This is a genomic window from Paenirhodobacter hankyongi (assembly GCF_003664585.1).
Taxonomy (GTDB): Bacteria; Pseudomonadota; Alphaproteobacteria; order Rhodobacterales; family Rhodobacteraceae; genus Rhodobacter; species Rhodobacter hankyongi.
Genome location: NZ_RCHI01000009.1, coordinates 23,699 through 37,299, shown reverse-complemented (window position 1 = coordinate 37,299; position 13,601 = coordinate 23,699). Strand labels below are relative to the sequence as shown.

11 protein-coding genes and 1 pseudogene are annotated in these 13,601 nt (G+C 72.0%); 9 read left to right on the top strand and 3 right to left on the bottom strand.

All coding sequences use genetic code 11. The annotated features are described in order from the left end of the window. The first annotated feature begins 3 nt into the window (after nt 1-3). Nucleotides 4-888, top strand: a complete 885-nt coding sequence (hemF, locus tag DYS74_RS11110; RefSeq protein WP_121533767.1) for an oxygen-dependent coproporphyrinogen oxidase — start codon at nt 4-6, stop codon at nt 886-888. 28 nt (nt 889-916) lie between these two features. On the opposite strand, the gene DYS74_RS11105 is transcribed toward hemF, so the two are convergent. After that, the gene (locus DYS74_RS11105) at nt 917-2,167 is read right to left on the bottom strand and encodes an MFS transporter (RefSeq protein WP_245965267.1); all 1,251 of its coding nucleotides are present in this window, start codon (nt 2,165-2,167) and stop codon (nt 917-919) included. Nucleotides 2,168-2,177: 10 nt separating this feature from the next. Between DYS74_RS11105 and DYS74_RS11100 the strand changes: the two genes are divergently transcribed. The 3 genes from DYS74_RS11100 to DYS74_RS11095 all read left to right on the top strand — a co-directional run bounded on the left by DYS74_RS11100 (nt 2,178) and on the right by DYS74_RS11095 (nt 4,764). Continuing rightward, nucleotides 2,178-2,408: a MarR family transcriptional regulator gene (locus DYS74_RS11100; protein WP_147435492.1), complete on the top strand. Its 231-nt coding sequence runs from the start codon at nt 2,178-2,180 to the stop codon at nt 2,406-2,408. Nucleotides 2,409-2,488: 80 nt separating this feature from the next. Then, entirely contained in the window at nt 2,489-2,638 is a 150-nt protein-coding gene (locus DYS74_RS18670) for a hypothetical protein (RefSeq protein WP_183077512.1), read from the top strand. A gap of 98 nt (nt 2,639-2,736) precedes the next feature. Then, the gene (locus tag DYS74_RS11095) at nt 2,737-4,764 is read left to right on the top strand and encodes a DEAD/DEAH box helicase (protein ID WP_121533764.1); all 2,028 of its coding nucleotides are present in this window, start codon (nt 2,737-2,739) and stop codon (nt 4,762-4,764) included. Nucleotides 4,765-4,854: 90 nt separating this feature from the next. On the opposite strand, the gene hemE is transcribed toward DYS74_RS11095, so the two are convergent. After that, nucleotides 4,855-5,886 (bottom strand): uroporphyrinogen decarboxylase, encoded by a 1,032-nt coding sequence (gene hemE / locus DYS74_RS11090; RefSeq protein WP_121533763.1) that lies wholly within the window; start codon nt 5,884-5,886, stop codon nt 4,855-4,857. A 115-nt stretch (nt 5,887-6,001) separates the two neighbouring features. Between hemE and hemC the strand changes: the two genes are divergently transcribed. The 3 genes and pseudogenes from hemC to DYS74_RS11075 form a co-directional block, all read left to right on the top strand. Next, complete coding sequence (gene hemC / locus DYS74_RS11085) at nt 6,002-6,946, top strand: hydroxymethylbilane synthase (protein ID WP_121533762.1); 945 nt, start codon at nt 6,002-6,004, stop codon at nt 6,944-6,946. 94 nt (nt 6,947-7,040) lie between these two features. After that, nucleotides 7,041-8,417, top strand: coding sequence for an FAD-binding oxidoreductase (locus DYS74_RS11080; RefSeq protein WP_121533761.1), 1,377 nt, complete (start codon nt 7,041-7,043; stop codon nt 8,415-8,417). A 54-nt stretch (nt 8,418-8,471) separates the two neighbouring features. Next, nucleotides 8,472-9,698: pseudogene (locus DYS74_RS11075) on the top strand (MFS transporter); the annotation flags it as partial. 2 nt (nt 9,699-9,700) lie between these two features. On the opposite strand, the gene DYS74_RS11070 reads toward DYS74_RS11075, so the two are convergent. Beyond that, nucleotides 9,701-10,393 (bottom strand): arylesterase, encoded by a 693-nt coding sequence (locus DYS74_RS11070; RefSeq protein WP_121533759.1) that lies wholly within the window; start codon nt 10,391-10,393, stop codon nt 9,701-9,703. Here DYS74_RS11070 and DYS74_RS11065 point away from each other — a divergent pair. Together DYS74_RS11065 and DYS74_RS11060 are read left to right on the top strand one after the other, a co-directional pair. Then, a complete protein-coding gene (locus tag DYS74_RS11065) occupies nt 10,392-11,063 on the top strand; it encodes an ABC transporter ATP-binding protein (RefSeq protein WP_121533758.1) in 672 nt (223 codons plus the stop codon). The two genes, DYS74_RS11070 and DYS74_RS11065, sit on opposite strands and share 2 nt — an antisense overlap. Then, the gene (locus tag DYS74_RS11060; protein WP_121533757.1) at nt 11,060-13,558 is read left to right on the top strand and encodes an ABC transporter permease; all 2,499 of its coding nucleotides are present in this window, start codon (nt 11,060-11,062) and stop codon (nt 13,556-13,558) included. Before DYS74_RS11065 ends, DYS74_RS11060 begins: the two co-directional genes overlap by 4 nt. Nucleotides 13,559-13,601 lie beyond the last annotated feature (43 nt).

Sequence of the window (13,601 nt, the reverse complement as noted above, 5' to 3'; positions counted from 1 at the left end):
GCCATGACCGACACATTCGAGCCCCGCAAGGCCGCCGCCAGTGCCTGGTTCTCGACCCTGCGCGACCGCATCGTCGCGGCCTTCGAGGCGCTCGAGGACGGGGTCGAGGGGGCGGGCGACCTGCCCGCGGGCCGTTTCGAGGTCACGCCCACCCCCCGCACCGGCGCCGATGGCGAGGATCAGGGCGGCGGCAAGATGTCGGTGATGCGCGGCGGGCGCGTCTTCGAGAAGGTCGGCGTCAATATCTCGACGGTCTGGGGCCGGCTCGCGCCGCGGGCGCAAAAGGCGATGGCGGCGCGCGGCGTGCCGGGGATGGAGGCCGACCCGCGGTTCTGGGCCTCGGGGATCTCGCTTGTCGCCCACATGCGCAACCCGCACACGCCGGCCGTGCACATGAACACCCGGATGTTCTGGACGCCCGGCGCCTGGTGGTTCGGCGGCGGCGCCGACCTGAACCCCTGCATCGAATATGCCGAGGACACGGCGCATTTCCATGCCGCGCTGCAGGCCGCCTGCGATGCGCATGACCCGGCCTATTACCCGCGCTTCAAGGCCTGGGCGGATGAGTATTTCTTCATCCCGCACCGGCACCGCGCGCGCGGCGTCGGCGGCATCTTCTATGACGATCTGAACAGCGGCGACTGGGACGCGGATTTCGCCTTCACCCGGGACGTGGGGGCGGCCTTCCTGCCTGCCTTCCTGCCGGTGACCGAGCGCCGCCTCGGCACTCCCGCCTCCGAGGCCGACCGTGACGCGCAGCTGATCCACCGCGGGCTTTATGCCGAATACAACCTCGTCTACGACCGCGGCACCAAGTTCGGGCTCGAGACCGGGCACAATGCAGACGCGGTGCTGATGAGCCTGCCGCCGCTGGCGAAATGGGTCTGAGGGGCGGGGCCACTCACCTCGCTGCGCCTCAGTCGACCGTTTCCACCGTGATCGCCGCCTGACGCCCCGCCGCCTCGGCGGCCCGGGCGAAGCTGCCATGCAGCAGGTCGTCGAGCGCCCCCGCGTGCGGCGCGCCGATCACCACATGGGCGGCACCGCCCGCCTCGGCCCGGGCAAAGGTGGCGCGCACCGCCTGGCCGGGCGTTGCGTGCAGCACCTCGCCCTGCGCCGCACCCCCCGCCGCCGCGATCCGGGCGCGGGCGCGCGCCACGATCGCCGCGGCTTGCGGGCGGGGTTCGGTCTCGGTCTCGGCGCCGTCAAGCACTTCGCTGACCCGGACATGGAGCGCGAGCACCGCCAGCTTGCCCGTGGCCTTCGCCAGCGCCACGGCGCGGTCGATCACCCGCGCGTCGGCATCGCTGCCATCGACCGCGGCGACGACCAGCCCCGGCGCCGGGGCGGTGCCTGGCACCGCCTTGTGATGCGCGATCGAGCCGCGGCGCAGCCACAGCGTCGCGGGCGCGAGCAGCGCCGCCAGCGCCGCGAGCGAGAAGGCCGCCAGCACCGAGCCATGCTCGGCGATCGTCGGCACCGCCCAGGGCGCCACCACCCCGGCGAACCAGCGCAGGAAGTTGTAGCCCGCCGAGGCCACTGGCCGCGGCACGTCCGACACTTCGAGAGCGAGCTCGGTGAAGAGCGTGTTGCACACGCCCATGATCGCCCCCGACAGGATCACCGCCGCGGCGATCGCGGGCTTGTTGCCCGATCCCATCACGACGAGCAGCACGGCCAGCGCCACAAGCGCCACCGCGACCACCGGCACAAGGCCGAAGCGCGCCTCGACCCGCGGCGCCACGAAGACCGAGAACAGCGCCAGCATCAGCCCCCAGCCGAAGAAGATCGCGCCGACCGCGTGGGCCGACAGGTCCAGCACGAAGGGCGCGAAGGCCAGCACCGCGAAGAAGGCGAAGTAATAGAAGAAGGCGGCAAGCGACACGGTGAAAAGCCCCGGGTGGGCAAGCGCGCGGATCGGTGCGCTCAGCGCCGTCTTCTGTGCCGGCCGTGGCCGCGAGGGCAGGAAGACCAGCGCCGAGACCAGCCCCACGGCCATCAGCGTTGCCGTGCCGAAGAAGGGCCAGCGCCAGGACTGCGCGCCAAGCGCCGCGCCCAGAAGTGGGCCGACCGAGAGGCCCAGCCCCATCGCCGCCTCGTAGATCAGCACCGCGCGCCCGGTGCCGCCGCGCGTCACCGCGACCAGAACCGACAGTGCAGTGACCACGAAGAAGGCATTGCCCAATCCCCAGCCGGCGCGGAAGGCGATCGAGCATGACCTTGCCGTTCTTGTGCGCGCGCTCGAGGGGCTCTACCGCTCGCGCAAGTATCCGCTTGAACGGGCGCAATACCTGCTGCTGCTGGCGCTGCGCGAGGGGGCGCGGCCGAGCGGCGATCTGGCGGCCACGCTGGCGCTCGATCATTCCACGGTGACGCACAGATTGCGGCGCTGGAAAAGGGTGGGCTGATCGCGAAACGGCCGAACCCGCTTGATGGCCGCAGCGCGCTGATCGAGGCGACGGCGGCGGGGCGGGCGCGCTGCGCCGAGATGCAGGCGCTGCGGCTGAGCCGCCTCGAGGAGATGCTGGCCGACTGGAGCGAACCCGAGCGACAGCGCTTTGCCGCCGACATCGCGCGCTTCAACGCGCAGGTGATCGGGCGCGGCCGCACGGCCCCGGAAGAGCCCGACCTCGGCTGAGCTTCGCGCAGCCCCGGCGGGCCCGTTCGGAAAGGGCTTTCCTTCCTGGGCGAAAGCCGCTAGAACCCGCGCTTTCCGCCGTTGCGAAAGCCCCTGACATGACCCAGTTCGATCACCTTCCCGCCGCGCTTCAAGAGGCGCTGGCCGAGAAGGGCTATGCCGCCCTCACCCCCGTGCAGGAGGCGGTTTCCGATCCGGGCCTGTCCGGGCGCGATCTTCTGGTCTCGGCGCAGACGGGCTCGGGCAAGACCGTGGCCTTCGGTCTTGCCATGGCCTCCGAGCTGATCGGCGACGAGGGCATCCCGCCCTATGCCGATCTGCCGCGGGCCCTGGTCGTGGCGCCGACGCGCGAACTGGCCCAGCAGGTCAGCCGCGAACTGAGCTGGCTCTACGCCCGGGCGGGGGCGGTGATCGCTGGCGCCGTCGGCGGCATGGATGCGCGGGCCGAGCGCCGCGCGCTCGAACGCGGCGCGCATATCGTCGTCGGCACCCCGGGCCGGATCTGCGATCACATCCGTCGCGGCGCGCTCGATCTGAGCGAGCTGAAAGTCGTCACCCTCGACGAGGCCGACGAGATGCTCGACCTCGGCTTCCGCGAGGATCTCGAGTTCATCCTCGAGACCGCGCCCGAGACCCGCCGCACGCTGATGTTCTCGGCCACCGTGCCGGCCGAGATCGCCCGCCTTGCCGCCACCTTCCAGCGCGACGCCGAGCGGATCTCGACCATCGCCGCGCGCAGCCAGCATGCCGACATCGACTATCGCGCCCTCGTCGTCGACAAGACCGACCGCGAGAACGCCATCGTCAACCTGCTGCGCTTCCATGAACCGGAACGCGCGATCGTGTTCTGCTCGACCCGCGCCGCGGTCACGCACCTGACCGGCAAGCTGCTCAACCGCGGCTTCTCGGTGGTGGCGCTCTCGGGCGAGCTAACGCAGGACGAACGCTCGCGCGCGCTGCAGATGCTGCGCGACGGCCGGGCCCGGGTCTGCATTGCGACCGACGTCGCGGCGCGTGGCATCGACCTGCCGGGGCTGGAACTTGTCGTCCACGCCGACCTGCCGCAGAACAAGGAGGCGCTGCTGCACCGTTCGGGCCGCACCGGCCGCGCCGGCGCGAAGGGGATCTCGGCGCTGGTGGTGCCGCTGAACCTGCGTTCGAAGGGCGAGCGGCTGCTGCGCGAGGCGGGCGTGAGCGCCACCTGGGAAAGCGCGCCGGGCCCCGAAGAGATCTTCGCCCGCGACGAGGAGCGGATGCTGCAGCAGGCAGTGCTGACCGAGGCGCCGACCGCCGATGAGCTCGACGGCATCGAGCGCCTGCTTGAAGCTTTCGAGCCGCGCGCGCTGGCCGCTGCCGTGCTGCGCAACTTCCGCGCCGCGCGCTCGGCGCCCGAGGATCTGGTGCCGGTCACACTCGACGGGCCGAAGCCGCGCGCCCGCGAGGAATTCGGCAATTCGCGCTGGTTCCGGCTGACCATGGGGCATGACCAGTGGGTCGACCCTAAATGGCTTTTGCCGATGCTGTGCCGCGCGGGCGACCTGACCCGCCGCGACATCGGCATGATCCGGGTGATGCAGGACCACACCTTCGTGCAGATCCACGCCGAGGCCGCGGACCGGTTCGAGGGCTCGCTCGCTCCCTCGATGGTGATGGAAGACAAGTGCACCGTCACGCCGCTGGCCGATGCCCCCGAAGGGCTCGACCGTCCGGCGCCGCGCCCCTCGCGCTGGTCGAAGAGCGACGACGACCGCGGTCCGCGCAAGCCGCACCGCAAGGGCCAGGGCTGGGGCGAGGGTGCCCCGAAGCCCGCACGCAAATATGACCGCGCCGAGGGCGAGGGCGCGCCGCGCCCGCCCCGCAAGTTCGAGCGGGCCGAGGGCACCGATGGCCCGCGCCCGGCGCGCAAGTTCGACCGCCCCGAAGGCGAGGGCGGCGCGCCGAAGGCCCGCAAGGCCGCCCCCTGGGCACGCGAGGGCGGCCATGGCGCCGCCGCGAAGGACGCTGCCCCGAAGGCGAAATACGCCAAGGGCGGCAAGCCCGCCGAAAAATACGCGGGAAAGCCCGCGGGCAAGTTCGCCGGCAAGCCCGGTGGCAAGCCCGGGCCGAAGACCTTCCGCGGCAAATGATCCGCGAATGACAAAAGGGGCCTCGCGGCCCCTTTTTTTCTTCGCATGAATACGCATCTTCGCCGGGGCCGGCCCCGGCGGTCGCGGGCCCTATCCCTTGCGGATCGTCTCGACCATCAGCGCGACATTCTCGGGATCGGCGTCGGGGGTGATGCCATGGCCGAGGTTGAAGATATGCGGCCCCTTCGAGAAGGCGCGCACCACCTCGCGCGTCGCCTCGACCAGCGCGTCGCCGCCGGTCACCATGTGACGGGGGTCAAGGTTGCCCTGCACGCAGCCGTCCTTCTGCACATGCGCCGCCGCCCAGTCGGCCGAGACCGAATTGTCGATCGCGACACAATCGGCGCCGGTCTTCTTCGCAAAGCCGACATAGCCCTCGCCCGCCTCGCGCGGGAAGGCGATGACTGGCAGGCCCGGGAAGCGCGCCTTCAGCTCCGCGATGATCCGTGCCGTGGGGGCCACCGCGAAATCCTCGAAATCCTGGCCCTTCAGGCTGCCCGCCCAGCTGTCGAAGAGCTTGACGACCTCGGCCCCGGCCTCGACCTGTTTTGCCAGATACTCGACCGTCGCCTCGGTCAGCCGGTCGATGATGCCGGCGAAGGTGGCGCGATCGGTGGCCTTCAGCGCATGCGCCGGGCCCTGGTCGCGGGTGCCGTGGCCGGCGATCATGTAGGTCGCGACGGTCCAGGGCGCGCCGGCAAAACCGATCAGCGTGGTCTCCGACGGCAGTTCGCGGCGCAGGATCCGCACCGTCTCGTAGATCGGGGCAAGCGTGTCGTGGATGTCGTCGCAGCCCTTCAGCGCGGCCAGCTCGGCGGGCGTCGTGGTGGTCGACATCCGCGGGCCTTCGCCGGTCTCGAACCACAGATCGACGCCAAGCGCCTGCGGCAGAAGCAGGATGTCGGCGAACAGGATCGCCGCGTCGAAGCCATAGCGGCGGATCGGCTGCAGCGTGACCTCGGCCGCAAGCTCGGAATTGTAGCACAGCGAGAGGAAATCCCCCGCCTGCGCCCGGGTCGCGCGATATTCGGGCAGGTAGCGGCCCGCCTGCCGCATCATCCAGACCGGAGGGGTGGGCAGCACCTCGCCACGCAGCGCGCGCAGGATCGTCTTGTCGCTCATCGGGATCTCCTTTGCCCCTCTTCATCGCGGGCTGCGGCCGATTGTCAAGCATTGCGCACGTTCGCCCCGCTTGCGCGGGCAATCGGTCGCGGCTATGCCGTGGGCCATGAAACAGATGCCCTCCGCAACGGACCCGCTGAAGATCGGCACCCGCGGCTCGCCGCTCGCGCTCGCGCAGGCTCATGAGACCCGCGCGCGGCTGAGTGCGGCGCATGACCTGCCGCCGGAGGCCTTCGAGATCGTGGTGATCCGCACCACCGGCGACAATGCCGCGCTGATCGCGGCCGACCAGCCGCTGAAGGCGCTTGGCGGCAAGGGCCTGTTCACCAAGGAGATCGAGGAGGCGCTCGTCTCGGGTGCGATCGACATCGCGGTGCATTCGATGAAGGACATGCCGACGGCCCAGCCCGAGGGGCTGCTGCTCGACTGCTTCCTGCCGCGCGAGGACACCCGCGACGCCTTCGTCTCGATGCGCTATGCAAGCCTCGCCGATCTGCCCGAGGGCGCGGTCGTCGGCTCGTCGAGCCTGCGCCGGCGGGCGCAGCTGGCAAACCGCCGGCCCGATCTGAAGCTGGTCGAGTTCCGCGGCAATGTGCAGACCCGGCTGAAGAAGCTCGAGGACGGGGTGGCGGATGCCACCTTCCTTGCCATGGCCGGGCTGAACCGGTTGGGCAAGGCCGAGGTCGCGCGCTCTGCCATCGGCCCCGACGAGATGCTGCCCGCCGTCGCGCAGGGCGCCATCGGGATCGAGCGGCGCACGGCCGACACGCGCTGCGCCGATCTGCTCGCCGCGATCCACGACCGGCCCACGGGGGTGCGTCTTGCGGCCGAGCGCAGCTTCCTCGCCACGCTCGACGGCTCGTGCGAGACGCCGATTGCGGGGCTTGCCGAGATTGTCGGCGACCGGCTCTGGCTGCGCGGCGAGATCCTGCGCCCGGATGGTTCCGAGTCGATCCCGGGCGAGGCGCACGGGCCGCTGACCGAAGGCGCCGCGCTTGGTGCCGATCTGGCGCGCCGGCTGCTCGCGCAGGCGCCGAAAGGCTTTTTCGACTGGCGCTGAGCCGGCCGCGATGACGGTCGCCTCCGGGGGGCACTGGCGCGGACAGCGCCCGAACGCCCCGGGGTGGCGGCCGCCGCATCCACGGGAGACCCGCATGACCCTTCTCGACCGCCTGCGTGACCTGATCGGCCCCGCCCATGTGCTGACCGGTGACGACACCGCGGGCTACCGCGACGACTGGACCGGGCACTATCACTGGACCCCGCTTGCGGTGCTGCGCCCGGGCTCGACCGAGGAAGTTTCCGCGGTGCTGCGGCTTGCAAGCGAGACCGGCACGCCGGTGGTGCCGGTGGGCGGCAATACCGGGATGAACGGCGGCGCCGCGGCCGAGGGGGCGCTGATGCTGTCGCTCGCACGGATGAACCGGCTGCGCGAGGTGAACCCCGCCGCGCGCACGATCACCGCCGAGGCGGGGGTGATCCTTGAAACGTTGCACGACGAGGCGGCGCGCCACGGGCTTGTCTTCCCGCTGACCTTCGGGGCGAAGGGCTCGGCGATGGTGGGCGGGTTCCTCTCGACCAATGCCGGTGGCTCGAACGTGCTGCGCTATGGCAATGCGCGGGCGCTGTGCCTGGGCATCGAGGTGGTGCTGGCCGACGGGCGGGTGATGAACCTGCTGACCGGGCTGCACAAGGACAACAGCGGCTATGATCTGCGCGATCTGATGATCGGGGCCGAGGGCACGCTCGGCGTCATCACCGCGGCGGTGCTGAAGCTGGCGCCGGCGCCGGTTGCCCATGCGACCGCGCTTCTGGGCATGGACACGCTCGAGGGGGCGCTCGCGCTGTTGCACCGGCTGCAGGCCGGCAGCGGCGGCGCCGTCGAGGCCTTCGAGTTCATGCCCGCCCATTACATGGAGCGTCTTGGCCGGCTGAAACCCGAGCTTGCCTGCCCGTTCGAGCCCTGCGCGGTGAACGTGATGGTCGAGATCGCGACCACGATCGCCGGCGAGGATCCGGTCGAGCGGCTCGAGACCCTGCTCGAGAGCGCGCTCGAGGACGGCTCGCTCACCGAGGCGGTGGTCGCGACCTCGGAGGCACAGCGCCGCCGGCTCTGGACGATGCGCGAATCCGCGGCCGAGATCACCTTTGTGCAGCCGGTGATGGTCGACACCGACGTTGCGCTGCCGCTTGACCGGCTGCAGGAGTTCCTGACCCGGATGGAGCTGCGGCTTGCCACGCTCGACCCCGAGGCCGAGGTCTTCCTCGTGGCGCATCTGGGCGACGGCAACATCCATTACTCGGTCTATCCGGGCCGCGACGAGGCGAGCCATCTGGCCGCGATCCGCGCCGCGATCGCCGGCGAGGCGGTGGCGCTTGGCGGCAGCTTCTCGGCCGAGCACGGGGTCGGGCTGTCGAAACGCGCGACGCTTGCCGCGCACAAGGACCCGGTCGCGCTGAGCGTGATGGCGGCAATCAAGGCGGCGCTTGATCCGAAGGGGATCCTGAACCCCGGCAAGATGCTGCCCTGAGCCGCAGGGCGCCCCCGGCGCCCCCTTGCATCACGCCGCGCCCCGGCGCATGAGGCGGCATTGCCCGAGGTGACAATGCCGTTTCTTGCCCCGTTCCGACCGATCCTGCGTGACCCCGCGCTGCTGCTCGCCGCCGCGCTTCTGGTGCTCTATGGCGCCCATGCGGCGACCATGGCCCCCTATGTCTCGGCGCTGGCGGTCACCGTCTTTCACCTGAGCGACAGTGCCTTTTCGGTGCTGCTGGTCGTGGCCTCGGCGATCGCCGTCTCGTCCTCGGTGGTGTTCGGCATCCTCGCCGATCAGCGCGCGAACCGGCGCGGCATCGCGCTCGTCACCGGGGCGTTCCTGACGCTGGGCACCGGGATGGTGATCCTTGCGCCGAACGCGCCGGGCTTCGCGTTTGCCCATGCGCTGCTCCTGCCGCTGTCGGGCTCGTTCTTCGGCCAGCTTTTCGCGCTGGCCCGTCTTGCCGCCTCCACCCACCCCGAGGAAGACCGCCGCGCCGTGCAAAGCACGCTGCGCGCGCTTTTCGCGGTGCCGTGGGTGGTGGTTCTGCCGGTCTGGGCGGTGGCCTTCCGCGCCGGCACGCCGCTGACCGCGGTCTATCCCGTGTGCCTCACGCTCTCGGTCGCGATCCTCGCCCTCACCGCGCTGTTCTGGCCCCGCGATGGCGCGACGCGCTGGAGCGACACCCGCTCGGGGCTCACCTTCCGCCAGTCGCTGGGCGAGATCGCCGGCGGGCGGGTGCTGGCGCGGGTGCTGGCGCTCGGCACGATCCATGGCGCGGTGACGCTTTACCTCGTCGTCATCGGCCTTGTCTTCGCGGCGGTGCCGGGGCGGGGCGCCGGGGCGACGGCGCTTTACGCGGGCATCATGGCCGGGCTCGAGGTGCCCTTCATGCTGGCGCTGCCGCGCATTCTGGGCCGGGTCGAGGCGCGCAGCCTGATCTGGGTGGGCATGGCGCTTTACGCCGTCCACCTCGCCGGCATCCCGCTTCTGGCCGGCACCCCCTTCGTCTGGTTGCTGATGCTGCCGGGCGCCGCGGGGGGGGCGATCGTGCTGACCCAGCCGATGGCCTATCTGCAGGAGCTGCTCAGCGACCGCCCAGGTGCCGGCGCCTCGCTGATGGCGCTGCAAAAGCTTGCGGGCGACGGCATCTGCGCCGCCACCTTCGCGATCGGCACCACGCTTGGCGGCTATGGGCTCGTGGCCGGGCTGGGCGCGGGTCTGGGCGTGCTGGGCGCCGGCATGCTGTGGTGGATGGACCGCCGCCCGGTCTGAGCTCAGGGCGCGGGCTGCGCCTTTGCCAGCAGTTCGAGCACCTTCGGGCCAAGTTCCGCCACCACCAGCTTCACCCCCGCGGCCGAGGGGTGGATGTTGTCGCCCTGCATCAGCCCGCGCGCGGCGCGCTCCTCGGGCGGCAGCGCGGCAATCGGCGCGAGCAGATCGGGCAGCAGCAGGGCGTGATACTTCGCCGCAAGCGCGGGCCAGATCGCGTCGAACTCGGCCTTGTAGGCGGGGCCGTAATTGCCGGGCGCCGGCAGCCCCACCAAGAGCACCGGCAGCCCGCGTGCCGTCACCGCGGCCAGAATCGCGTCCAGGTTCGCGCGCGCCGCGGCGGGCGGCAGGCCGCGCAGCAGGTCGTTGCCGCCAAGTTCCACGATCACCGCGTCGATCCCGGGCGTCAGTGACCAGTCGATCCGCGCCCGCCCGCCGGCCGTGGTGTCGCCCGAGACGCCGGCGTTCACCACCTGCACCGCGCTCCCCTGCGCGGCGAGCCACCCCTGCAGCTGCGGCACCAGCCCCTCGCCCGGCATCAGCCCGTAGCCCTGGGTCAGGCTGTCGCCGAAGGCCAGCACCTCGGGCACTTCCGCCGCGGCAGGCAGGGCGAGGGCGAGGAAAGCCGCCGCCGCCAGCTTGCACAGCCGCGCGCGGGGCCCATATCCGAAGACAGGCACGGAAAAATGGTTTCTCATGACGGACACGGTCCTTTCGCTCGACGACGCCCGGCTCACCCTTGACGGCAATGCCGGCCCGGTCGAGATCCTGCGCGGCATTTCGCTGAACATCAACCGGGGCGAGAGCGTCGGGCTGACCGGCCCCTCGGGCTCGGGCAAGTCCTCGCTGCTGATGCTGATGGGCGGGTTGGAGCGGGCGAGCGGCGGCCGGGTCACGGCGCTGGGGCAGGACCTGACGGCGATGGACGAGGACGCGCTGGCCCGTTTCCGCCGCGGCACGATGGGGATCGTGTTCCAGTCCTTCCATCTGGTGCCGACGATGACGGCGCTCGAAAACGTCGCGCTGCCGCTCGAGATCGCGGGGGTGGGCGATGCCCGGGCGCGGGCCGAGGCCGAACTTGCCGCCGTGGGTCTTGCGCATCGGCGCGGCCATTATCCGTCCGAGATGTCGGGGGGCGAGCAGCAGCGCGTGGCGCTGGCCCGGGCCGTGGCGCCGCGCCCGGCGATCCTGCTTGCGGACGAGCCCACCGGCAACCTCGATGCGGCGAATGGCGCGGCGATCATGGACCTGCTTTTCGGTCTGCGCGACCGGCACGGGGCGACGCTCGTCCTTGTTACCCATGCCCCCGAGCTTGCGGCGCGCTGCGACCGGGTGGTGCAGATCGCCGACGGGCGGGTGCGGGCATGAGCCTTGCCTGGCGCATCGCCCGGCGCGAGCTGCGTGGCGGGCTTCGGGGCTTCCGGGTCTTCCTGCTGTGCCTGATGCTCGGTGTCGCGGCGATTGCCGCGGTCGGGCTGGTGCGCGGTGCGATCCGGGCGGGGCTGGCCGATCAGGGCGCGGTGCTGCTCGGCGGTGACGCGCAATACGACTTCACCTATCGCCGCGCCACGGCGGAGGAACGCGACTGGATCACCGCCCATGCCGGGCGTCTGTCGGAACTGGTCGAGTTCCGCTCGATGCTGAACGCAGGCGACGACTATGCGCTCACTCAGGTGAAGGCGGTCGATGGCGCCTATCCGCTGACCGGGGCGCTGGTGCTCGACCCGCCGCTGCCGCCCGCGGCGCTGGCAGGAGAGGGCGGCGTGCCGGGCGCCTTCCTCGATCCGGTGCTGGCCGACCGGCTGGGGCTGAAACCGGGCGACCGCTTCACCCTGGGCGGGCAAGATTTCGTGATGATGGCGCGGATCGTGCGCGAGCCCGACAGTACCGGCGGGGGCATCGCCTTCGGGCCGCGCAGCATCGTCTCGCTCGCCGCGATCGAGGCCGGGCCGCTTCTCGCCCCGGGCTCGCTTTACGAAACCCAATACCGGGTCACCCTGCCCGCGGGCGCGAGGCTCGACGGGCTCAAGACCGCGGCGCTGGCCCGGTTCGAGGGGGCGGGGATGCGCTGGAGCGACAGCCGCCGCGCCGCACCGGGGGCCGAGCGGTTCACCGACCGGCTGGCGACCTTTCTGGTCCTTGTCGGGCTGGCGGGGCTTGCGGTGGGCGGCGTCGGGATCTCGGCCACCGTCTCGGCCTGGATCGAGCGCAAGGCCGAGACCATCGCCACGCTGCGCGCGCTGGGCGCGACCTCGGGCACGATCCGCGCGGCCTTCCTGATCCAGCTTGCGGTGCTGGGCGCGGCGGGGATCGCGGCCGGGCTGATCCTGGGGGCGGGGGCGGTGCTCGCCGCCGCGGGGGCCATCGCGCGGGCAATGCCGGTGCCGGTCGAGGTCGGGCTGTCGGCCCGCCCGCTCTTCGAGGCGGCGCTTTACGGCGCGCTGACGGCCGCGATCTTCGCGCTCTGGCCGCTGGGCCGGATGTCGGCGCTGCGCGCGGCGACGCTTTATCGCAGCACCGGGCGCGGGCGCAGTCTGCCGCCCGCGGGGTCGCTGGTGCTGATCGGCGCGCTGGTGGCGGTGCTGGTCGGGGCGGCGGCCACGCTTTCGGGCGAGGTCGGGCTGACGCTGGCGGCCTTTGCCGGCGTCGCGGGCGCGCTTGGCCTGCTGGCGCTTGCGGCGCTTGGCCTGCGCGGGCTTGCCCGCGCGGCGATCCCGCTGGCACAGGGCCGGCCCGCGCTGCATGCGGCGCTGGCCGCGATCGGCGGGCCGCGCTCCGAGGTGCTGCCGGTGGTGCTGTCGCTTGGTCTCGGGCTGTCGGTGCTGTCGGCCGTGGGCCAGATCGACGCCGGGCTGCGCGGCGCCATCGCGCGCGACCTGCCGCAGGTGGCGCCGGCCTATTTCATCATCGACATCCAGCCCGATCAGCTGGATCCGCTGCTCGCCCGGCTGCGGGCCTTCCCCGAGGTGAGCCGCGTCGACACCGCGCCGATGCTGCGCGGCGTCATCACCCAGATCAACGGCCGTCCGGCGCGCGAGGTGGCGGGCGATCACTGGGTGCTGCGCGGCGATCGCGGTGTGACCTTCGCCGCCACCCCGCGCGAGCGGCTGACGGCGGGCACCTGGTGGCCCGAGGGGTATGACGGTCCGCCGCAGGCCAGCTTTGCCGCGAAGGAGGCGGCGGAACTCGGCCTGAAACTGGGCGACCGGGTCATCGTGAACATCCTTGGCCGCGACATCGAGGCGACGATCACCTCGCTGCGCGATGTCGATTTCTCGACCGCCGGCATCGGCTTCGTGTTGACGCTGAACCCCGCGGCGCTGGCGGGCGCGCCGCACACCGACATTGCCACGATCTACGCCCCCGAGGCGAGCGAGGCGGCGATCCTGCGCGATCTGGCGCGCGCCTTCCCGAACATCACCGCGATCCGGGTGCGCGACGCCATCGCGCGGGTGAGCGAGGCGCTTGCCACCATCGCGCGGGCGGTGGCGCTCGCGGCTTCGGTCACGCTGGCGACCGGCTTCACCGTGCTGATCGGCGCGGCGGCGGCGGGCGAGGGGGCACGGGCGCGCGAGGCGGCGCTTCTGAAGACGCTGGGCGCCACGCGGGGGATGATCCTGCGCTCCTTTGCGCTGCGCGCGGCGTTCGCCGGCGCCGCGGCCGGGATCATCGCCGTCGCGGTCGGCGCGCTCGCCGGCTGGGCGGTGCTGCATTTCGTGATGGAGGCAAGCTATCGCTTTGCGCCCGGCCCGGCCGTGGCGATTGCCCTGGGGGGCATCGGCGCGGTTCTGCTCGCGGGGCTGGTCTTCGCGCTGCGCCCGCTGGCGGCCCGCCCGGCCCGGGTGCTGCGCGAAAACGAATGAGGCCGCCCGGGGGCGGCCATCCCGCCCCGGAGCAGGGGCGTCG